The following is a 20279-nucleotide window of genomic DNA, read 5'->3' on the forward strand; positions in this document are numbered from 1 at the left end:
TGCCGCGTTTATTTTCAGGTCATTAGTGTCGCAATTTGTCGTGAGGATCGCGACGAAACGACGCCGTCTTGGGGCGGCGTCCTGGAACCGGAAGCGTCGCCCCCGCGGAGGCGGGGGCCGCTGGCAGCCTTGCACTACGCCGATAGCGGCCCCGCCTCCGCGGGGGGCGACGCTTTTTCCTTAGACCAATTCGACCGCCACCGCGGTCGCTTCGCCGCCGCCGATGCACAGGCTGGCGATGCCGCGCGTCTTGCCGTGGCGCTGGAGCGCCGCGATCAGCGTCGTGATGATGCGCGTCCCGCTGGCGCCGATCGGATGGCCGAGCGCGGTCGCGCCGCCGTGGACGTTGATCTTGTCGTGCGGAATGCCAAGGTCGTGCATCGCGAACATCGCGACGCAGGCAAAGGCTTCGTTGACCTCGAACAGGTCGACGTCGTCGATCGACCAGCCGGTCTTCGCGAGCAGCTTGTTGATCGCGCCGACGGGGGCGACGGTGAAATCCTTGGGCTCCTGCGCGTGCGCGGCATGCGCGACGAGCTTCGCGACCGGCTTCGCGCCCTTCGCCTCGGCGACCGACTGGCGCGTCAGCACGACCGCGGCGGCGCCGTCCGAAATCGACGAGCTGGTCGCCGCGGTGATCGTGCCGTCCTTGGCGAAGGCGGGTTTCAGCGTCGGAATCTTGTCGGGCATCGCCTTGCCCGGCGCTTCGTCGGTGTCGACGACCACGTCGCCCTTGCGGCCCGAAATCGTCACCGGCGCGATTTCGGCGGCGAAGGCGCCGCCGGCGATCGCGCCCTTGGCGCGGCTCAGCGATTCGAGCGTATACTCGTCCTGCGCTTGACGGGAGAGCTGATAGGCGTCGGCGGTGTCCTGCGCGAACGTCCCCATCGCGCGGCCCGCGTCATAGGCGTCCTCCAGCCCGTCGAGGAACATATGATCATAGGCGGTGTCGTGGCCGATGCGGGCGCCGCCGCGGTGCTTCTTGAGCAGATAGGGCGCATTGGTCATCGATTCCATGCCGCCCGCGACGATCAGGTCGACGCTGCCGGCGGCGAGCGCCTCGGCGCCCATGATCACCGTCTGCATGCCCGAACCGCATACCTTGTTGACGGTCGTCGCCTGCACCGATTTGGGCAGGCCGGCCTTGATCGCGGCCTGCCGCGCCGGCGCCTGGCCGAGCCCGGCGGGGAGCACGCAGCCCATATAGATGCGCTCGACATCGTCGCCCGCAACTCCCGCACGCTCGACCGCCGCCTTCACCGCGGTCGCGCCGAGGTCGGTCGCGCTCGCGTCCGACAGGCTCCCCTGCATGCTGCCCATCGGGGTGCGCGCATAGGAGAGGAAGACGACGGGATCGGTGGCGGTCATGGCAAGAGACTCCGTAAGGGGAAGATGCGTCGGCGGGTCGCTTAGCCGAAATGCTGCACGTGCGAAAGAGGGCGGTGCATGGCTGGTTTCGACCGATGCGACCCTCTCCTGCATCGTCGTTCCCGCGAAAGCGGGGACCCAGAGCGTGCGTAAGCTGATTCCGCACTGGGTTCCCGCTTTCGCGGGAATGACGAATCTTCGGTGTGTCCGCTCTCCACCGCAAGGCCGACATGTCAGCCCCCGTCCGGCTGGCCGAAATCGCTGTCCTACAAAATCGCGCTGCGTTATCCTCCGTTGGATGTCGCGCCAAATCTCCAGGCCTTTTTCGCCCGCTCGGAACGGGATTTTCCCTCGACGGGTATCATTATACCGAAGGGGATCGACAAGTTTGACAACTTTCGCGGAGATTCCTTCAAGCGGGTTTCATCTTGCAACCTGCTGCGCGGCATGATCAAACAGCACCGCAATTCTTAGGGGGAGATGGGGCATGGCTACTGCGATCGCACAGGACATCGCCGGCGAAACGGCGCGGATGCACGATGTGCTCGCGGCGCAGAAGGCGAGCTTCACCGCCGCGATGCCCGAAAGCCTCGCGGTGCGCACCGACCGCATCGACCGCGCGATCGCGCTGCTCGTCGACCATGCCGAGGATTTCGCCAAGGCGGTGAGCGAGGATTTCGGGCATCGCAGCCGCGAACAGACGCTGATGACCGACATCATGCCCTCGGTCAGCGCATTGAAGCATGCGAAGAAACATATGGCGGCCTGGTCGCGGGGCGAGAAGCGCAAGCCCACCTTTCCGCTCGGGCTGCTCGGTGCGAAGGCCGAGGTCGTCTATCAGCCGAAGGGCGTCGTCGGCGTCGTCGCTCCGTGGAATTTCCCCGTCGGCATGGTCTTCGTGCCGATGGCGGGCATCCTCGCGGCGGGCAATCGCGCGATGATCAAGCCGAGCGAGTTCACCGAAAATGTGTCCGGCCTGATGGCGCGGCTCGTCCCCGACTATTTCGACGAGAGCGAAATGGCGGTGTTCACCGGCGACGCCGAGGTCGGCATCGCCTTCTCGAAACTCGCTTTCGACCATCTGATCTTCACCGGCGCGACCAGCGTCGGCCGGCATATCATGCGCGCCGCCGCCGACAATCTCGTTCCCGTGACGCTCGAACTCGGCGGCAAGTCGCCGACCTTCATCGGGCGCAGCGCCAACAAGGACCTCGTCGGCCAGCGCGTCGCGCTCGGCAAGATGATGAACGCGGGGCAGATCTGCCTCGCGCCCGATTACCTCCTCGTCGCCGAGGATCAGGAAGGCGCGGTGATCGACAGCGTGACGAAGGGCGCGGCGGCGCTCTATCCGACTTTGCTCGCGAACGACGATTATACGTCGGTCGTCAACGGCCGGAATTACGACCGGCTGCAATCTTACCTCGCCGACGCGCGCGAGAAGGGCGCCGAGGTGATCGAGGTCAATCCGGGGCAGGAGGATTTCGCGAGCGCCAACGGCCACAAGATGCCGCTCCATATCGTCCGCAATCCGACCGACGAGATGAAGGTGATGCAGGAGGAAATCTTCGGCCCGATTCTTCCCGTGAAGACCTACAAGACGATCGACGACGCGATCGACTATGTGAACGACCACGACCGCCCGCTCGGCCTCTATTATTTCGGGCAGGACAAGAGCGAGGAAGAGCGCGTGCTGACGCGGACGATCTCGGGCGGGGTCACGGTCAACGACGTGCTGTTCCACAATGCGATGGAGGATCTGCCCTTCGGCGGGGTGGGGCCGTCGGGCATGGGCAATTACCACGGCGTCGACGGCTTTCGCACCTTCAGCCACGCGCGCGCCGTCTATCGCCAGCCGAAGCTCGATGTCGCGGGGCTGGCGGGCTTCAAGCCGCCTTATGGCAAGGCGACCGCGAAGACGCTGGCGAAGGAATTGAAGAAATGAGATCTATTCCCGTTCGAGTCATTCCTTTCCCGCGATCCTGATCGGCTTGCCCAGCAGCGTCTTCACATAGATGCGCTGGACAAGGACATAGACCACGACGGTCAGCGGGGCGGCGAGCAGGACGCCGAGAAAGCCGAACAATATCCCCGCCGCGACAACCGCGAACAGCAGCACCGCCGGCGGCACGTCGACCGCCTGTTTCTGGATCATCGGCTGCAGGAAATTACCCTGCAACTGCTGGATCGCGAGGAACAGCAGGAGCGTCCACAGCGCCGTCATGGGCGAGACGGTGAAGGCGAGCAGCACCGCGGGGACGCCGGCGATGATCGGGCCGATCATCGGGATGACGTCGAGCAGGCCGGCGATCAGGCCGAGGCCCCCGGCAGCGGGGACGCCGAGCAGCGCGAGCCCCGCCGAGGTCAGCGCCGCGACGACGAGCGACGACACCGCCTGTCCGGCCATCCAGCCCTTCAGCCCGCGCGCGGCATCGTCCAGCGCCAGCGCCGCCGTTTCTTCGGCGCGGACCGGAAGCATGAGCAACAGCCCGCGCCGATAGGTCGCGGGATCGCTGGCGAGAAAGATCGCGGCGACGAGCACCAGCACGAAATCGGCGATCCCGCTGCCCGCCGCCAGCGCATAGCCGCCGGCTTGCGATGCAAGGCGCGAAATATCGTCGCTGCCGACCTCGGCCAGCTCGCGCACGCGCTGCCCCAGCCCATAGCGGTCGAGAAAGGCTTCGACCCCGCGCAGCGCCTGCGGAATCTGCTCGCGGATCGTGTCGATCTCGCGCGCCAGCTGCGAACCGAACAGCATGAAGACCCCCGCGAAGAGCGCGACGATCCCCGCGACCGACAGCGCCAATGCGATACCGCGACCGACCCCGGTCTTGCGGCAGAGCCAGCTCGCGATGGCGTCGAAGACCGCGCCGAGCACGATCGCGGCAAAGACGAGCATGAAGAAACGCGTCAGCTCGACCAGGAGCAGCGCGACGCCGACCAGCGCGAGGACGATCAGCGCTGCCGCCGCGATCCGGCCGGGTCCGAACGCGGGCGGCGGAGCGGCAGCGGGCTTCGTTTTGCTCTGCGATCGGGCGGGCGAGGCGGCGGGCGCCGGCGTCTTTTCGGTCATCGCGCCACCTTATCGGCGGTGATGTTTCGCGCAACCATATGCTTCGCCGTGATTCGCGCTGGACGCGGACCGTGCTTTTGTGGCAACGGCTCCGCGTCCACGGGCCCCTGTGGTGAAATTGGTAGACGCGCTCGACTCAAAATCGAGTTCCGCAAGGAGTGCTGGTTCGAGTCCGGCCAGGGGCACCATTCCCGCTTCGTTCGACGCCGGCGCCTATGGTCCGACGAAGGTCAGGGTCGAGATGTGATAGGTTTTCGCGACCTCCTTGCCGCCGAGCGTGCGGGCGCCCTCGACCTCGTGCGAGATCAATAGCAGGTAGCGGCCCGTGCCGTTCACCGGGACATCGACGCGGCCCTGGCCGTCGGCGGTGAAGCTCTTTTGCCAGCGGTCGGCGTTGATCACCGTCACCTTCGCGCCCGGCAGCGGTTTGCCGAGCCAGTGGACGGTGAAGCTGTCCGCGTTGGCGGCCGCCGGAACGATCTCGAGGTCGAGTGCCGAGCGGGTTTCGGTGCGGCCCGCGCGGGCGTAATAGATCACGCCTTCCCATTTGCCGCCCTCGGCCTCCCACGGTGCGAACACATTGTCGTCGGTCAGGCGGACGTCGCCGGCGCCGGTCACCGCCGCTTCGATATGGTTCGCGCGGCGGACCAGCGCCGCGGGTTTCGCTGCGTCGGCTCCGATCAGGCGCGGCGCCGTCAGCTTGGAAAATTCGGGATCGCCGGCTTCGGGAACCGGATCGGCGGGCTCGCCCAGATAGATGCGCGCGGCCCCCGTGGCGTCGCGCTCGACCCAGACCTCGTGGGCGGTTGCGGGGGACGCAAGGAAGCTGAAGGCCAGCAATGCGGCAAAAGTCTTTTTCATGGGGACCTCCCTGTTTCCGAATAGGCGGGGCGAACAATCCCGGGCGGGTTAGCCATGGGCGACCCCCGGTGATCGCTGTGTGGCCGCGGGCGCGTCCTATTGCAAACGATTATTACTAGCTTGCCATTGCGACCGGTTCGCTCTAGCTGCCGCCCTAATTGAGATTGAGTCGCAAAAAGGGAAAAGCCAATGACCGTCCGAATGATCGCGCTCTGTGGAGCCGCCACGCTGGCGTTTGCCGCCAATCCGGCCTTTGCGGGCGAGGGGGCGGAGGACACCGCGGGCGCCGCCGAGGACGCGATCGTCGTCACCGGCTATACCGGAACCAAGACCGAGACCGCGCTGACCGAATTGCCGCAGCCGGTGAAGGTCATCACCGCCGAACAATATGAAGCGCAGGGCGCGATCAGCATCAGCGACACGGTGAAATATGCCGCGGGCGTCCTCGCCAATCCCTATGGCCGCGACACCCGCGTCGACGGCTTCAACGTCCGCGGCCTCGACGCGCTGCAATTCCGCGACGGGATGCGCGACATTTTCAGCTATTACGCCAGCATCACGTCGGACCCCTACAACTTCTCCCGCGTGGAGATCGTGCGCGGCCCCGCGTCGGTGCTGTTCGGCCAGGGTTCGATCGGCGGTCTCGTCAACCTCGTCAGCAAGACGCCCGACTTCGACACGCGCGGCGAAATCAATCTCGTCTATGGCAGCTTTGACCGCAAGGAAGTGCTGGGCGACGTCAACCTCGCGCTCACCGACAATCTCGCCGTCCGCTTCGTCGGCCGCGCGCGCGACGCCGACACCTATGTCGACCATGTCGCCGACGACCGCGTGATGTTCGCGCCCTCGATCCGCTGGCAGCCGACGCCCGACACCGACGTCGTGCTCACCGGCCTCTATCAGGAGGACGATACCGGCTCGACCTCGCAATTCCTGCCGATCGTCGGCACCTTCAGGCCGAACACAGTCGCCGGTCAGCAACTCGATCGCTACACTTTCGTCGGCAAGGCCGGCTGGGACCGCTACGCCGGCCGCTCGCTGCAGGGCGGCGGGTCGATCACGCACCGCTTCTCGGACGCCGTCAAGCTCAGCCTGAAGGCGCGCTACATCGACAGCGACCTCGAATATAACACCCATTATGCCGACAGCTATACGAACCCGCAGGACCCCTTCTCGGTCTATGGGACTGACGGCCGCACGATCGCGCTGATCGCGGACGCCAGCGACGCGCGGATGAACGTCTTTTCGACCGACAATAATTTGCAGTTCAATTTCAACACCGGCGCCAATATCGAGCACAAGCTGCTGGTCGGCATCGACTATAGCTGGAACAAGGTCGCCAAGCGTTACGATGGCGGGTTCGAGCTCGTCGACCTCTACGACATCGATTATGATGCGCTCGCCACTTACGATCCCACCGGTCCCTTCATCAGCGAAAGCCAGAAGCAACTGGGCGTCTATGTTCAGGACCAGATCCGCTTCTTCGACCGCGTCTCGGTCGTGCTGGGCGCTCGCCGCGACCGCGTCACCGGTTCGTCGGGCCAGAAGGACAATGCGACGACTTTCCGCGCCGGTATCATCGGAGAGATCGGCGCGGGCTTCTCGCCCTTCTTCAGCTATACCGAAAGCTTCCTGCCGGTCGCAGGTTCGATTCAAGATATCAACGGCACTCCGATCTCGCCCTACCGGCCACAGACCGGCACCCAATATGAGGCGGGCGTGAAGTGGCAACCGACCCCGAACACGCTGGTCACGGCCACCGCTTTCAAGATCAAGGAGCGTAACCGCGTCCTGTACGGGGCCGGCAGCTCGACCAGCCAGTCGGGCGTCCTCAACACCAAAGGTTTCGAGATCGAGGCTAGCCACACGCTGCCCGGCAATTTCGAACTGCTCGCCAATTACGGCTATTCCAAGCTCAAGTCCGAAACCAACACCAGCCTCGACTATATGCCGCGCCACACCGCGTCGCTCTGGTCGACCAAGATCTTCGGCCTTCCGGGCGAAGCGCAGCTGCGCCTCGGCGGCGGCGTCGTCTACAGCGGCAAGAGCGTCTCGACGAGCGACATCTGGTCGATCGTCACCCCATCGCGCACGACGGTCGACGCGCTGGCCGAAATCAACTGGAACAACTGGCGCTTCGCGGTCAACGCGACGAACCTGCTCGACAACAAATATTATGCTTCCTGCCTCGCGCGCGGCGACTGCTTTGTCGGCGCCCCGCGCAATGTGATGGGAACGGTCGGCTATCGCTTCTGACGTCAATCCGGGCTATTGCGAGTCAGTCGCAATGTTGCGATAGGGGTGCGATGAGCAGGGCGGTCCAAAATCTGCGCGGTGCGCGGGCGCGCGAGATCGCGGCGCGTGCGCTGGCCGCGGTGCCGCTCAACTATGCCGTCACCAGCGCGCTGACCATGCTGATCGCGCGGCTGTTGCCGGGCGACCCGGCGCAGGCGTCGATCGGCGCGACGACGCTGTCCTTCGCGATCTTCGCGGGCCTTGCCATGACCGCCTTCGCGATCCGCTCGGTCGCGAAGCTGTGGATCGGGCTGGTCGCCGCCGGGCTGGTTGCCGGTGCTGCCGACTGGCTGCTGATCGCCATCGGAGGGCGGCTGTGAAGGGCGGCTTCCGGCAATCGATGGCGTGGCTGCACACCTGGACCGGGCTGCTGCTCGGCTGGTTGCTGTTCGCCATCTTCGTGACCGGAACCTCGGCCTATTTTCAGGAAGAGATCACGCGCTGGATGACGCCCGAGGTGCGGAGCGTTCCCGCCGACCCGGCGAGCGGCTTCGTCGCGGCGACCGAATGGCTGAAGCGCGAGGCTCCCGGCGGCAGCGAATGGTCGATCTATTCGACGGGCAAGCGCGCCGCCGGCCTGCAACTCTATTGGGCGAACGGCCCCGACGCGCCCGCCGACGCGCCGACCAGCGCGCGCCTCGTCGGCACGGGGACCAGGGTTTTCGCGCGCGAAACGCTGGGCGGCTGGTTCCTCTACCGCTTCCACTACGACCTTCATTACATCAACTGGTATTGGGCGCGCTGGCTGGTCGGCATCGCCGCGATGGCGATGCTCGTCGCGATCCTCAGCGGCATCGTCACGCACAAGAAGATCCTGACCGATTTCTTCCTGCTCCGGCTCGGCAAGGGCCAGCGGAGCTGGCTCGACGCGCATAATGCGTCGAGCGTGCTGTTCCTGCCTTTCATCCTGATGATCACCTATACCGGCCTCGTCAGCCTCGCGACGCATTATATGCCGTGGGGAATCGCCGCCAATTACGCCGATGAAGGCAGATTTTTCGAGGCGACCGCTCCCTGGCCCGTGCCCGGGGAAAAGACCGGGCCGGCGCCGCTCGCTCCGATCGGGCCGATGGTCGAGCAGGCCGAGCGCCGCTGGGGAACCGCGGTGGGCAGCGTGCGCATCCTCAACCCGGGCGACCGTTCGGCGCAGGTTATCGTGTCGAGCGCGCCCGATGCCGGCATGTCGATCGGCCTGCGCTCGCTGACCTTCGACGGGGCGACGGGCAGGCCGGTCGGCGCGCAGAATCCGTCGGGCGCCGCGACGGCGACCGAAGACACGATGATCGGCATCCACGCCGGGCGCTTCGCCTCGCCCTTGCTGCGAACGCTCTATTTCCTATCGGGGCTGGCGGGCTGCGTCATGGTCGCCTCGGGCCTGATCCTGTGGACGGTGAAGCGCCGCGCCAGGCTGCCCGACCCTGAGCGGCCGCATTTCGGTTTCCGGCTCGTCGAGAAGCTGAACATCGCGGCGATCGCCGGGCTGCCGTTCGGGATGGCCGTCTATTTCCTCGCCAATCGCTTGTTGCCGCTCGGCATCGCCGGCCGCAGCGACCAGGAGATCGACTCGATGTTCATCGCGTGGGGCGCGGTGGCGGTGTGGGCGCTGGCCCGGCCCGCGCGGCGCGCGTGGCTCGAAACCTTGGCGGCGACGGCGCTCGCTTTCGCGTCGGTTCCGCTCGTCAACGCCTTGACCACCGACCGGTCGCTCGTTGCCAGCCTCGCCGCCGGCGACACGGTCATTGCCGCGTTCGACGGGGCGATGCTCCTCATCGCCGCCGGCTTCGGCTGGGCGGCGTTGAAGGCCGCGCGGCGGGGCCGGGCACAGGACGGTAGGGCCGCGCCGCGCGGGTCATCGACGCGGGCGATACCGGGGGCGGGGACGGCATGATCCACCTTCTGCTTTTCCTGCTCGCCTTCGCGGGCTTTGCGATGCTCTGCGCCGCGCGCGACCGGCATCAGCGCGACCTTCTGGGCCGCAAGCTTCCCGCTGGAACCGCAGCGCGCCTGCGCCGGGGCGGCCTGTTCCTGCTGCTGCTCGCTTATCCGGTGGCCGGCCTCGCGCTCGGATGGGGCTATGGCGCCGTCGAGTGGCTCGGCCAGCTCAGCGGCGGCGCGCTGCTCACCGTCCTGTTTCTCAACCGCCTGTCGGCGCGCGGGGCCTCCGGCCGCTGACCTCGTCGCCCACGGCGTCGTCAGCCGAACTGGACGCATTTCCGTCAGCATCCTAATGGAGCCCGGTCCCATGCTGTTCGGGAGAGGCTGGCAGGTTCGATGACACACAAGCGCGCCATCATCATATCGGCGGAATTCGCGAGCTTCATCGGGCGCGGGGAGCTCGATCCGGCGTGGTTGCCGCCCGAGCCGATCGTTGTCGGCTTCGGCGACATGGGTGAGCCCGCGGTCAGCATATTGGCGGGTGAGGAAATCGGCGACGAGGCGAGCGGCCATATCCTGCTGTTCGCGATCAGCCGCACCGCGTGCCTACGCATGTTCGGCCTGCTGCCGAGCGTGAAGGGCAGCTGGTATCTCTCTGCCGACCTGCGCGAGCTCGGCCGCGCGCTCGTCGCGGTCGAGGGCGAAAGCGAAGTGGCGGGGATGCTTCGCGTCGCGCGCAGCCTCGAACTGCTCTGCCGGCTGTTCGGCGCGCTCGAAGAGCACCGAATGGTCGAATTCCATGGCAAGACGACGCTCAGCGAGATGGACGCCAAGCGCGTCGCCGCCGCGCACCAGCTGGTCAGTGAAGACTGGCGCGAGCCATTGACCGTGGCCGAGATCGCGCGGCGATCGGGGCTCGGCAAGGCCAAGCTGACGCAGGGCTTTCGCGAGATGTATAAATGCACCGTCGCCGAGGCGATGAGCGAGCGGCGGCTGTCGCATGCGCGGATGTTGCTGTCGCTGAGCGACCTGCCGATCTCGAGCGTCGGCTATCGCTGCGGCTATCAAAGCAACGCCAGCTTCACGCGCGCCTTCGTGCGCCGCTACGGCCTGACGCCGACCGAAATGCGGCGGCGCGAAAAAGCGCCCGGCGCATCGGCCGAAGACCGCGAAAATGCTCGACCTATCTTTGAAGGAAATGGTGGACGCACTAGGGCTCGAACCTAGGACCCGCTGATTAAGAGGCCGTTATTTTAGTGCAATAATTCAGGTACTTAGCTGCATTCGTGTGCCGTTTGGATGACAATGAGTAGCAACGATTAACATTAGGAGACAACTAACAACGACACAAATTCCCCTACAGTCCATCCCGGTTCCATTGGCGGCTTTGCGCCCTAAACGGACGCTTCGAACTCTTGACCGAATGTAACGGACATCATCTCTTGGAGCGAACACGTCTGTGTAACTCGATAGATGTCCGCTCTGGATGCTGCTCCGCGAATAGCTGACGATCCGGGCCCGGCCACAATCCAGGACGCGACCGCAGGTTCCAACACATTTAATCCGACAGCAGCGCCTTCAATGGCGTTTCGGTATCGGCGAGCTTTTCGGCGGTCACGCGGAGCCCCGCGGTCACGATCATCCGGCCCTGGACATAGTCCTTCGTCGCGTTGACGCAGTCGATCGCGATCACCCGCGCGTCCTTCAGATAGACGATCGAGAAGCTGCGGCTCGCGATGTCGCCGCGCACGACCGTCTGATCGTGCCCGGTCGAGAGGCCCGCGGTCTGGAGCTTCAGATCATACTGGTTCGACCAGAACCACGGGATCGCATGATAGGGCGCCTCGTCCCCGACAATGCCCTTGGCCACGGTATTCGCCTGGTCGTTGGCATTCTGCACCGATTCCAGTCGGATCACGATGCCGTCGGCGAAATGATTCTCGTGCGCCGCACAGTCGCCGATCGCATAGATGTCGGGCAGGCTCGTCTTGCAGAGCGCATCGACGAGTACGCCGTTCTCCCCCTCGGCCCCCGCGGCGATCAGTGGTTCGACCGCGGGAACAATACCGATTCCGACGATGACGAGATCGGCGGGAATCACTTCGCGGTCGGCGAGCCGGACGCCGGTGACATAGCTCTCCCCTTCGATCGCCTCGACCGACACCCCGAGCCGCAAGTCGACGCCATGCTCGCGATGCTCCCGTTCATAGAAGCGCGACAGTTCGGTGCCTGCAACGCGCGCGAGGACACGGTCGAGCGCTTCCAGGAGGACAACCTTCTTGCCCGCCTTGCGCAGCACCGCCGCGGCCTCGAGCCCGATATAGCCGCCGCCGATCACGACGATCTGATCCGCCGTTTCGGACGCCGCCTTCATCGCGTCGGCGTCGGCGCGGGTGCGCACACCCTGCACGCCGGGCAGGTCGCAGCCGGGGACCGGCAGCATGCGCGGAGCGCCGCCCGTCGCCCAGACGAGCTTGCCGTAACCGATCGTCTCGCCACCGTCGGTGGTCACGCTATGCGCCGCCGGATCGACCGCGACGACGCGCTTGCCGAGCAGCATGGTGACTTCACGCTCGTTCCAATATTTGGCGGGACGCAGCTGGATACGTTCGAATTCCTTCTCGCCCGCGAAATATTCCTTCGACAGCGGCGGGCGTTCATAGGGCAGTTCGGGCTCGTCGCCGATGATCGCGATGCTGCCTTCAAACTTCTGCGTCCGCAGCATGATCGCCACCTGCGCCCCGCCATGGCCAGCGCCCACAATCACCACGTCGAACTGCATCGCTTCCAACCTCTCGATTATATGTCCGCATACAGAATGCTGCTCGCTTCGGTCGCTCGCGCAAAACCTTGCTGCCCAATCATGCCCCGGTGAAGTTCGCGTTCCGTTTGGCGAGAAGCGCCGCCGCGCCCTCCCGGAAGTCGGCAGTCTGATGCGCGATGACCTGGGCATTCGCAGCGGCCTCCAGTGCTGCGGAATAGTCGCTGTCGCGTCCCTGCCGCAGGAGCGCCTTGGTGAGACGCAAGGCGTGCGGACCCTGTGCCGATATACGCATCGCGAGAGCTAGCGCCTTCTCCATCAGCTTTTCGGCGGGGGCAACCTCGCTCACCAACCCCCATTTTTCGGCGGTGGGTGCATCGATGACGTCGCCCGTGAAGAAGAGTTCGGCGGCACGGCTCATGCCGATCGCACGCGGCAGGACCCAGGCGCCGCCATCGCCAGGGACCAGACCGAGCTTCAGGAAGGTCACCCCGAATCTGGCGCTCGGAGAGGCCAGCCGAATGTCGGCGAGGCACGCCACATCGCAGCCGAGGCCGATGGCAGGCCCGTTGACCGCGGCGATCAACGGCACGTCAAGGCCGTACAGCGCCCGGAGCATGCGATGGATATTGTCGCGATACTGGCTGCGCGCGCCCATCACCGACCCATTATAGACCGCCTCGGGGTCGGCCATCGCCTTAACATTACCGCCAGCCGAAAAGGCCTTGCCGGCGCCGGTCAGGATCGCGCAGCGGATATCGGGATCGCCGTTGATCGCGGCGCAGGCCGCACTTACGGCGTCTCCGTCACCGGGCTCGCCCAGCGCATTCATCATCTCGGGGCGATCGAGGGTCAGGATCGCGACCGGCCCTTCCTTCCGCAGGCTTATGATGGTCATCGATACTTCTCCTCTTCTTCAGGCTGACGGGCCTTCCCGGCCTAGCGGAGCCCCAGGCCGCGGGCGATGATGCCGCGCAGTATCTCGCGGGTTCCGCCGCGCAGAGACCAGCTTGGCGCGTTCCACATCGTTCGCTGCAAGACGGCGGCGAAATCGCGTGTCGAACTGGCATCGGGAACCGCATCGACCAGCGTCCGGGCGATTTCGGGGATGGACTGTTCGAACAAGGCGCCCAGATCCTTGACGATGGCGGCCTGCAGGCCCGGGTTTTCGCCGGCCTCGAGCAAGGCGGCGACCCCGCGTGAAAGACGCCGGAGGACGATGAGATGCGACGTGAGCCGGCCGACGGCAAGCAGGCTCGCGTCATCGTCGGCATGTTGCAGCGCGCCGATGAGCTCGATCAACAGCTGCATCGACGAGAGGAAACGTTCAGGTCCCGAGCGTTCGAAGGCGAGTTCGCTCATCACCTGGCTCCAGCCCTGGCCCTCGGTTCCGATCAATGCGTTGGCGGGGATGGCGACATCCTCGAAATGGACCTCGTTGAAATGATGCTTGCCGTCGAGATCGATAATGGGTCGAATGGTGATACCGTGGGTCTTCCCGAGATCGACCAGCAGCTGGCTCATGCCTGCCTGTCGATCCGCCGGCGTTCCGCTCGTGCGGCAGAACAGGACCATATAGTCGGCGCGATGTGCGTTGGTCGTCCACAATTTCGTGCCGGTGACGCGCCACATGTCGCCATCGCGCACGGCGCGGGTGCGGGCAGCCGCAAGGTCGGAGCCCGATCCAGGCTCGCTCATGCCGATGCAGACCACGGCTTCGCCGCGCGCGATTCGTGGCAAGACCTCGCACTTTTGGGCTTCGGTGCCATATTTGAGCAGCATCGGCCCGCTCTGCCGGTCGGCAAACCAATGCGCCGCGACCGGAGCGCCCGCGGCGAGGGTTTCCTCGACCACGACATAGCGTTCGAACGCGCTGCGTTCGTGGCCGCCATAGCGTTTGGGCCAGGTCATGCCGAGCCAGCCGCGCTGACCCATGGCCCGGGTGAAGTCGCGGTCGAACCCGTTCCAGCTTTCGGCGCGCTGGAGCGGCGAGCGATCGGCAAGCTGGTCTGCAAGAAAGTTTCGGACTTCGGCGCGGAGTGATCTGGTGGCGTCGGTCTCGACCGGCGCGGGGAAGTCGAGAAGGCTCATGCTGCCGTCACCATCGGCCAAAAAGCGCCTGGTCCGGCCGCGATCGCCGCGGCGCCCACCTTGCGTGCCCAATAGGGGTGCCCGCCATATTCGTCGCGCCATCGCCACAGCGCGGTGGAGTAGCGATGCAGGGCATGTTCTTGAGTGAAGCCGATGGCGCCGTGCATTTGATGTGCGAGGCTTGCGGCGATGCCGACCGCTTCGCCGATCCGCACGCGCGCGGCACCGACCGCGACTTCTGCTTCCTCGGGAGCGCGCGTGAAGGCGGCGGCGGCATGGTCGGCGGCCGCGCCTGCGGCCGCGACTTCGCTGGCGAGCTGCGCGAGGCCATGCTGCACGGCCTGGAACCGCGCTAAGGGTCGGCCGAACTGCTCGCGCGTGTTGACATGGTCGATCGTCATATCGAGCACGCGCGCCAGCGCGCCGGCGCATTGCAGCGATCGCACGATAGCTCCGCCGAGCAGAGGCACATCACTCGCATTCGCGGGACCGTCTAGCAACGCGTCGCCCGCCGCCGCCCGCGCCGCATTGGCCACCATCGTTTCCCCTATCGGGAGGGGCACCAAAGCCTCGCCTGCCAACCGAACGATGGCCAACGCATCGACAGGATCGATACCGAATCCGCCACGGTCCTCACTGACGAGCGCCAGCGGCAAGCCCATGGCTTCGACTGCTGGCCAGTCGCAGTTCGCAGCAAAAAGCCGCATCGCGGCGTCGCGGAGCATTGTGGCTTCGTCCATCTCTCTCTCCTGCCGTTCTGGTCCCGGCGCGTGCCGGCTTTTTCGCCTGAAGCCCATTCTATACATTGTATACACGTGTCAAGTTAGCTACCGAGAAATTTCATGATGCAATGGGAATCGGGTAATGACGATCAGTCATATCAACTTTACACGAGTATATATTTCTGGGGCCTCCAGCTGGGAATCCCTTGCATGACGATCGGGATTCTTGCCTGTGGCGCCTATATTCCCCGCCGCCGTCTCCAGCGCGCGGCGATCCATGCCGCGAACGGCTGGTTTGCGGGCGGGCTCAAGGGGCTGGCCCGCGGCGAGCGCGCGATCGCGGGCTGGGACGAGGACAGCATCACGATGGCGGTCGAGGCCGCGCGGGCGTCGCTGCGCGATTTCGACCGCGCCGCGATCGGTTCGGTCGCGCTGGCATCGACGACTTTGCCTTTCGCGGATCGCAGCAATGCAGGTGTCGTGAAGGAGGCCTTGAACCTGGCCGATGCGACCGGCGCCTTCGATCTCGCGGGCAGCCGGCGCACGGCGACGACTGGTTTGAACCAGGCGTTGGCGGCCGCCGCCGGCGGCGCGAGCGCGCAACTGCTTGTTGCCGCCGACATGCGCAAGTCGCGTCCCGGTTCGGAAGCGGAAATGACCTCCGGCGATGCCGCTGCCGCACTCATCGTGGGCGACGGCGAAGCGATCGCGACGCTGGTCGGCGCGCATAGCGTGACCATCGATTTTGTCGATCATGTGCGCGAGAGCGGCGCCGATTTCGATTATGGCTGGGAGGGGCGCTGGATCCGTGACGAGGGCTATGGCGCCATGGTCGCTACGGCTCTCGCGGACGGGTTGGCGAAGATCGGCGTCGACGCCGCGGCGATTGATCGCTTCATCGTGCCGATTACGGCGAAGGGTGTTGCGGAAGGGCTCGCCCGGCGGCTGGGCATTTCCGCCGAAGCGGTCGCCGACCGGCTTGCGGATAGCGTCGGCGATAGCGGCGCTGCGCACCCCATCCTGCTGCTGGCGTCCGCACTCGAGGCGGCCGGGCCGGGCGAGCGCATCCTGCTCGTCGGTTTCGGCCAAGGCGTCGATATCCTGATTTTCGAAACCACCGATGCGATTGCCGATGGCCAGCGTCGCCGCAGCGTCGCCGCGACGCTGGCCGACCGGGTCGAGGATATGAATTATCTGCGCTGGCTCTTTCATCGCGGCCTGTACGACCTTGAGCGCGGGATGCGCGCCGAGCTCGACCAGAAGCAGCCCGGTACGACCCTGTGGCGCAATCGGAAGGCCGTGCTTGGGCTCGTTGGCGGGCGCTGCACGCAGACCGGTACGGTCCAGTTCCCCAAGAGCGAGATCTCGGTCAATCCCAATAATCCTGCGGCACACACGCAGGAGGATTATCCGCTGGCCGACCGGCGCGCGCGCGTGGTCACCTATACGGCCGACGCCCTCGCTTATTCGCCCGATCCGCCCGGCTATTACGGCGTGATCGACTTTGACGGCGGAGGACGGATGACCGTCGAGTTCGCCGACGTGGTCGCCGACGATGTCGAAGTCGGGCGCGAAATGCGGATGGTGTTCCGTATCAAGGCGTTCGACGCGCAGCGTGGGTTCGTCAAATATTTCTGGAAAGCGGTCCCCGTGCGGACCGGGGAGGCGGGCTGATGGCGCGTGGTATCAAGGATAAGGTCGCCATATTGGGCATGGGATGCGCACGCTTTGGCGAACGCTGGGCCGACGATGCCGAGACGCTGATGGTCGAGGCTTATGAAGAGGCGATCGCCGATGCGGGAATCGAGACGAGCGAGATCGACGCGGCGTGGCTGTCGGTCGCGTTCGACGCGATCAATATCGGGCCGTCGGGAATTCCGCTGGCGACCGCGTTGCGGCTACGCAACATCGGAGTGACGAAGGTTGAAAACTATTGCGCGAGCGGAACCGAGGCCTTTCGCGGCGCAGTCTACGCCGTCGCGTCGGGCGCCGCCGATATCGCGCTGGCCCTCGGCGTCGAGAAGCTGAAAGACACAGGCTATGGCGGCTTGCCGGTACGCTCGCGCGGCACGACGTTCGACATGGTCGGCGTGACCGGTTCGGCACCGGGCAATTTTGCCCAGCTCGCCAGCGCCTATCGCGCGGCGCACGGGGTCGGGAAGGCCGATCTCAAGCGCGCCATGGCGCATGTGTCGGTCAAGAGCCACGCCAATGGCGCGAAGAACCCCAAGGCGCATCTGCGCAAGCCCATCGATATGGATACGGTGCTGAACGCGCCGATGATCGCCGAACCCTTGGGCCTGTACGACTGCTGCGGCGTGTCCGACGGGGCCGCCTGCGCGATTGTCACGACCCCGGAGATCGCGCGGGCTTTCGGGAAGCGCGATCCGGTGACCGTCAAGGCGCTGCAGATCTCGGCCTCGAACGGATGGGAGGCCCAGCAAGGCGGTGGCTGGAACGGGAGCTATTTCCATACGACCCGAATTGCCGCCGCGAAGGCCTATGAAGAAGCCGGGATCACGCGGCCGCGCGAGCAGATCAGCCTGATGGAAGTGCACGACTGCTTTTCGGTGACCGAACTGGTTACGATGGAAGATCTTCATATCTCGAGGGAAGGGCAAGGGTGGAAGGACGTGCTTGACGGCCTCTTCGACGCCGATGGGGCGATACCGTGCCAGATCGATGGCGGGCTTAAATGCTTCGGTCATCCCATCGGCGCGTCAGGCCTGCGCATGATCTACGAAAATTACCTGCAGCTGCTCGGGAGAGCGGGGCCTCGCCAGCGGACATCGCTGCCGAGCCTCGCGCTGAGTCATAATCTGGGAGGCATGCCGAGCCAGAATGTTTCGGCGGTTGCGATCATCGGGACGCACGATGCCTGAGGCGCCGCACGGAGCTGGCGACGGCGTGGACGCCAGCGCCCATCGTGCGACGCTGGCGACGCTACGCGAATTCGCAGGCCAGGCGCGGGCCGCGGCGCGGGCGCGTCTCGACGCTGGCGGTCATGACGACGAGCAGCGCATGCTGCACGGACTTGCCTGGATCGAAACGACCATCCAGGCGCTCGCGGCGCTGCTCGACTGGGCCGATCGACTCGAAAATCCGGGTGAGCCCGAACGCCTTCTCCTCGATATCGCCTTTGGCGAATATGCCGCCCAGATTGCGGGCGGCTTGCCGATGAGCGGAAACGAGTTTGTGCGGCCGAGCGATTTCGGTCTCCTTCCCGGGGTGGTGTTTCGCCGGCCGGAGATCGCCAGTGCCATGGCCGCCAACAGCGCCGCGGCGCGCCGCGATCTCGCGCTTCATATCGCATCGGGCGGTCAGATCGAGGAAAGTCTGGGCGATGCCGAGCTTGACGCGATCCGCCGCGAGTTTCGCCGCTTCACCGCAGAACGCGTAACCCCTCATGCCCATCGCTGGCATCTCGACAACGCGCTGGTCCCCGATGGCCTGATCGCCGAACTCGGGGCGATGGGCGCCTTCGGCATTTGTGTCGCGCCCGAATATGGCGGTATCGGCCTCGGCAAGCTGGCGATGTGCGTGGTGACCGAAGAGCTGTCGCGCGGATGGATCGGCATCGGCTCGCTCGGCACGCGCAGCGAAATCGCGGGCGAACTGATCGGGTTGGCCGGTACACCCGAGCAGCGGGCACGCTGGCTGCCCGCGATCGCCGATGGATCGGTGCTGCCGACTGCGGTGTTTACCGAGCCCGGCGCCGGCTCGGATCTCGCCGGACTCGCCACCCAGGCGAAGCAAAAGGGCCGGCATTGGTCGATTTCCGGCGCGAAAACCTGGATCACGCACGCGTCACGCAGCGACCTGATGACCTTGCTTGCGCGCACCGGTGGTCCCGGCAACGCGGGCCTCAGCATGTTCCTTGCCGAGAAGCCGCGCGGGACCGATGCGGAGCCGTTTCCCGCTGACGGCATGTCGGGCAGCGAGATTGCGGTCCTCGGCTATCGGGGGATGCGCGAGTATGAACTGGCATTCGACGATTTTTCCGTTTCATCCGACGCGTTGCTCGGCGACGTGGAAGGGCAGGGTTTTCGCCAGCTGATGAAAACTTTCGAGGGCGCGCGCATTCAGACCGCGGCGCGCGCTATCGGTGTCGCCTGGCGCGCGTATGAGCTCGGACTTGGATATGCGCTCGAACGACGCCAGTTCGGCAAGCGGCTTATCGACTTCGCCCGCATTTCCGACAAGCTGGTGATGATGCTGGTCGAGATCGTGGCGGCGCGTGAGCTCGCGCACCATGCCGCGCGCGAGAAGGACAAGGGGCTGCGCTGCGATGTCGAGGCCGGAATGGCCAAGCTGCTCGCCGCGCGTGTCGCGTGGACCGCAGCCGACAATTCGCTGCAGATCCATGGTGGCAACGGTTATGCGATCGAGAGCGAAATCAGCCGGATCCTGTGCGACGCCCGTATCCTGAATATCTTCGAAGGCGCTGCGGAAATACAGGCGATGATCATCGCCCGTCACCTTGTCGCCGCATAAGACTGACGCCTAGCGGCCCGTCTTGTCCGAGCCCGCCGCATCGTCCTTCGGCAATGTGTTCGGGCTGGTGAGCGCCGCCACCGCAACGGCACTCAATGTCTCGATATAATGATCGGTCGACCAGCCGCCGACCTGGGTCAGATCGTCCCAATTGCGTAGCGCGAACAGCGTGACGAGGAAGGTCGCCGCATCGCGCATGATCCAGCTCGGATGTAACAGGCCTTCGGTATGCAGCTGCCTGACGATCACCCGTTCGACCCAGGCGATATTCCACCAATGGCGGCGGAACCAAGCAGAACTTGCGGCCTGATTACGGAACCGGTCGCTTTCGACGGAACGCACCAGGGTCACGAGACCGACGCTGCGCTGGCAGCGAGTTACCGCGAGCATCCGGAGCATCGCAATGCCGCTGTCGAGCGCCTCGATCTGCTCCATCCAGTCGCCGATGCCGAGTTTCTCGTCGATATAATCCGACAGCGCAGACAGCAGTTGCGACCGGTCGGAGAAATGGAGATAGACGGCCTGCCGCGAAACGCCGGCGCCCTTGGCGACAGCTTTCATCGTCGCCGCTGCTTCGCCTTTCTCATCGACGATACTCCGTGCGACCGCCAGAATGCGATCGCGCGTGTTCAACTGAGCCAGATCCTCTGATTTTGCCGCTTCGGTCTTTCGCCCCGTCATGTATCCCAAACCTCTATCCTGCAGGACGCTCCTAACAGGCGGGCGGTCAGCCGCCAAGCGC

General features: G+C 65.4%; 17 protein-coding genes and 1 tRNA gene. 10 read left to right on the forward strand and 8 right to left on the reverse strand.

Annotated elements, in window-relative coordinates:
* Positions 1 to 180: 180 nt before the first annotated feature.
* Positions 181 to 1368 (reverse strand): acetyl-CoA C-acyltransferase, encoded by a 1188-nt coding sequence (locus QZL87_RS06745; protein ID WP_295325707.1) that lies wholly within the window; start codon positions 1366 to 1368, stop codon positions 181 to 183.
* Between the two features lie 487 nt (positions 1369 to 1855).
* Here QZL87_RS06745 and QZL87_RS06750 point away from each other — a divergent pair, with 487 nt between their 5' ends.
* Positions 1856 to 3310 carry a coniferyl aldehyde dehydrogenase gene (locus QZL87_RS06750; RefSeq protein ID WP_295325710.1) on the forward strand — a complete coding sequence of 485 codons (1455 nt, stop codon included), beginning with the start codon at positions 1856 to 1858 and terminating at the stop codon, positions 3308 to 3310.
* Between the two features lie 18 nt (positions 3311 to 3328).
* Here the strand turns inward: QZL87_RS06750 and QZL87_RS06755 are convergent, their stop codons facing one another.
* Positions 3329 to 4438, reverse strand: coding sequence for an AI-2E family transporter (locus tag QZL87_RS06755; protein ID WP_295325715.1), 1110 nt, complete (start codon positions 4436 to 4438; stop codon positions 3329 to 3331).
* Positions 4439 to 4541: 103 nt separating this feature from the next.
* On the opposite strand from QZL87_RS06755, the gene QZL87_RS06760 reads away from it, so the two are divergent.
* A tRNA-Leu gene (locus tag QZL87_RS06760) sits at positions 4542 to 4626 on the forward strand.
* A gap of 25 nt (positions 4627 to 4651) precedes the next feature.
* Here the strand turns inward: QZL87_RS06760 and QZL87_RS06765 are convergent.
* Positions 4652 to 5299, reverse strand: coding sequence for a DUF4198 domain-containing protein (locus QZL87_RS06765; RefSeq protein ID WP_295325718.1), 648 nt, complete (start codon positions 5297 to 5299; stop codon positions 4652 to 4654).
* A gap of 189 nt (positions 5300 to 5488) precedes the next feature.
* Between QZL87_RS06765 and QZL87_RS06770 the strand changes: the two genes are divergently transcribed.
* The 5 genes from QZL87_RS06770 to QZL87_RS06790 all read left to right on the forward strand — a co-directional run bounded on the left by QZL87_RS06770 (position 5489) and on the right by QZL87_RS06790 (position 10696).
* Positions 5489 to 7555 carry a TonB-dependent siderophore receptor gene (locus QZL87_RS06770; protein WP_295325722.1) on the forward strand — a complete coding sequence of 689 codons (2067 nt, stop codon included), beginning with the start codon at positions 5489 to 5491 and terminating at the stop codon, positions 7553 to 7555.
* 50 nt (positions 7556 to 7605) lie between these two features.
* Positions 7606 to 7914 carry a hypothetical protein gene (locus QZL87_RS06775; protein WP_295325726.1) on the forward strand — a complete coding sequence of 103 codons (309 nt, stop codon included), beginning with the start codon at positions 7606 to 7608 and terminating at the stop codon, positions 7912 to 7914.
* Positions 7911 to 9482: a PepSY-associated TM helix domain-containing protein gene (locus QZL87_RS06780; RefSeq protein WP_295325730.1), complete on the forward strand. Its 1572-nt coding sequence runs from the start codon at positions 7911 to 7913 to the stop codon at positions 9480 to 9482. The genes QZL87_RS06775 and QZL87_RS06780 overlap by 4 nt, the downstream gene beginning before the upstream one ends.
* On the forward strand, positions 9479 to 9766 hold the full coding sequence (locus QZL87_RS06785; protein WP_295325735.1) for a DUF3325 family protein: 288 nt from the start codon (positions 9479 to 9481) through the stop codon (positions 9764 to 9766). The genes QZL87_RS06780 and QZL87_RS06785 overlap by 4 nt, the downstream gene beginning before the upstream one ends.
* A gap of 99 nt (positions 9767 to 9865) precedes the next feature.
* Complete coding sequence (locus QZL87_RS06790) at positions 9866 to 10696, forward strand: AraC family transcriptional regulator (protein ID WP_295325738.1); 831 nt, start codon at positions 9866 to 9868, stop codon at positions 10694 to 10696.
* A 331-nt stretch (positions 10697 to 11027) separates the two neighbouring features.
* Here QZL87_RS06790 and QZL87_RS06795 read toward each other — a convergent pair whose 3' ends face one another.
* The 4 genes from QZL87_RS06795 to QZL87_RS06810 all read right to left on the reverse strand — a co-directional run bounded on the left by QZL87_RS06795 (position 11028) and on the right by QZL87_RS06810 (position 15061).
* A complete protein-coding gene (locus QZL87_RS06795; RefSeq protein WP_184100591.1) occupies positions 11028 to 12251 on the reverse strand; it encodes an FAD-dependent oxidoreductase in 1224 nt (407 codons plus the stop codon).
* 79 nt (positions 12252 to 12330) lie between these two features.
* A complete protein-coding gene (locus QZL87_RS06800; protein ID WP_184100593.1) occupies positions 12331 to 13128 on the reverse strand; it encodes a crotonase/enoyl-CoA hydratase family protein in 798 nt (265 codons plus the stop codon).
* A gap of 41 nt (positions 13129 to 13169) precedes the next feature.
* Positions 13170 to 14321 (reverse strand): acyl-CoA dehydrogenase family protein, encoded by a 1152-nt coding sequence (locus tag QZL87_RS06805; protein WP_184100595.1) that lies wholly within the window; start codon positions 14319 to 14321, stop codon positions 13170 to 13172.
* Positions 14318 to 15061, reverse strand: coding sequence for an acyl-CoA dehydrogenase family protein (locus tag QZL87_RS06810; protein WP_184100597.1), 744 nt, complete (start codon positions 15059 to 15061; stop codon positions 14318 to 14320). The genes QZL87_RS06805 and QZL87_RS06810 overlap by 4 nt, the downstream gene beginning before the upstream one ends.
* 102 nt (positions 15062 to 15163) lie before the next feature.
* Between QZL87_RS06810 and QZL87_RS06815 the strand changes: the two genes are divergently transcribed.
* The 3 genes from QZL87_RS06815 to QZL87_RS06825 are packed head-to-tail and all read left to right on the forward strand — an operon-like array spanning position 15164 to position 19537.
* Positions 15164 to 16717, forward strand: coding sequence for an OB-fold domain-containing protein (locus QZL87_RS06815; RefSeq protein ID WP_295325743.1), 1554 nt, complete (start codon positions 15164 to 15166; stop codon positions 16715 to 16717).
* Positions 16717 to 17925, forward strand: coding sequence for an acetyl-CoA acetyltransferase (locus tag QZL87_RS06820; protein ID WP_184100601.1), 1209 nt, complete (start codon positions 16717 to 16719; stop codon positions 17923 to 17925). The genes QZL87_RS06815 and QZL87_RS06820 overlap by 1 nt, the downstream gene beginning before the upstream one ends.
* A complete protein-coding gene (locus QZL87_RS06825) occupies positions 17918 to 19537 on the forward strand; it encodes an acyl-CoA dehydrogenase family protein (RefSeq protein ID WP_184100603.1) in 1620 nt (539 codons plus the stop codon). The genes QZL87_RS06820 and QZL87_RS06825 overlap by 8 nt, the downstream gene beginning before the upstream one ends.
* A 9-nt stretch (positions 19538 to 19546) precedes the next feature.
* On the opposite strand, the gene QZL87_RS06830 is transcribed toward QZL87_RS06825, so the two are convergent.
* Positions 19547 to 20170, reverse strand: a complete 624-nt coding sequence (locus tag QZL87_RS06830; RefSeq protein ID WP_295325746.1) for a TetR/AcrR family transcriptional regulator — start codon at positions 20168 to 20170, stop codon at positions 19547 to 19549.
* Positions 20171 to 20279: the final 109 nt, after the last annotated feature.

The sequence above is a fragment of the uncultured Sphingopyxis sp. genome (assembly GCF_900078365.1).
In the GTDB taxonomy this organism is placed as follows: Bacteria; Pseudomonadota; Alphaproteobacteria; order Sphingomonadales; family Sphingomonadaceae; genus Sphingopyxis.

Coding starts and splice junctions, on each gene's coding strand:
- QZL87_RS06755 (WP_295325715.1), bottom strand. CDS start 4,438: ATGACCGAAAAGACGCCGGCGCCCGCCGCCTCGCCCGCCCGATCGCAG.
- QZL87_RS06815 (WP_295325743.1), top strand. CDS start 15,164: ATGATGCAATGGGAATCGGGTAATGACGATCAGTCATATCAACTTTAC.
- QZL87_RS06795 (WP_184100591.1), bottom strand. CDS start 12,251: ATGCAGTTCGACGTGGTGATTGTGGGCGCTGGCCATGGCGGGGCGCAG.
- QZL87_RS06770 (WP_295325722.1), top strand. CDS start 5,489: ATGACCGTCCGAATGATCGCGCTCTGTGGAGCCGCCACGCTGGCGTTT.
- QZL87_RS06825 (WP_184100603.1), top strand. CDS start 17,918: ATGCCTGAGGCGCCGCACGGAGCTGGCGACGGCGTGGACGCCAGCGCC.
- QZL87_RS06785 (WP_295325735.1), top strand. CDS start 9,479: ATGATCCACCTTCTGCTTTTCCTGCTCGCCTTCGCGGGCTTTGCGATG.
- QZL87_RS06805 (WP_184100595.1), bottom strand. CDS start 14,321: ATGAGCCTTCTCGACTTCCCCGCGCCGGTCGAGACCGACGCCACCAGA.
- QZL87_RS06820 (WP_184100601.1), top strand. CDS start 16,717: ATGGCGCGTGGTATCAAGGATAAGGTCGCCATATTGGGCATGGGATGC.
- QZL87_RS06790 (WP_295325738.1), top strand. CDS start 9,866: ATGACACACAAGCGCGCCATCATCATATCGGCGGAATTCGCGAGCTTC.
- QZL87_RS06765 (WP_295325718.1), bottom strand. CDS start 5,299: ATGAAAAAGACTTTTGCCGCATTGCTGGCCTTCAGCTTCCTTGCGTCC.
- QZL87_RS06800 (WP_184100593.1), bottom strand. CDS start 13,128: ATGACCATCATAAGCCTGCGGAAGGAAGGGCCGGTCGCGATCCTGACC.
- QZL87_RS06775 (WP_295325726.1), top strand. CDS start 7,606: ATGAGCAGGGCGGTCCAAAATCTGCGCGGTGCGCGGGCGCGCGAGATC.
- QZL87_RS06745 (WP_295325707.1), bottom strand. CDS start 1,368: ATGACCGCCACCGATCCCGTCGTCTTCCTCTCCTATGCGCGCACCCCG.
- QZL87_RS06810 (WP_184100597.1), bottom strand. CDS start 15,061: ATGGACGAAGCCACAATGCTCCGCGACGCCGCGATGCGGCTTTTTGCT.
- QZL87_RS06750 (WP_295325710.1), top strand. CDS start 1,856: ATGGCTACTGCGATCGCACAGGACATCGCCGGCGAAACGGCGCGGATG.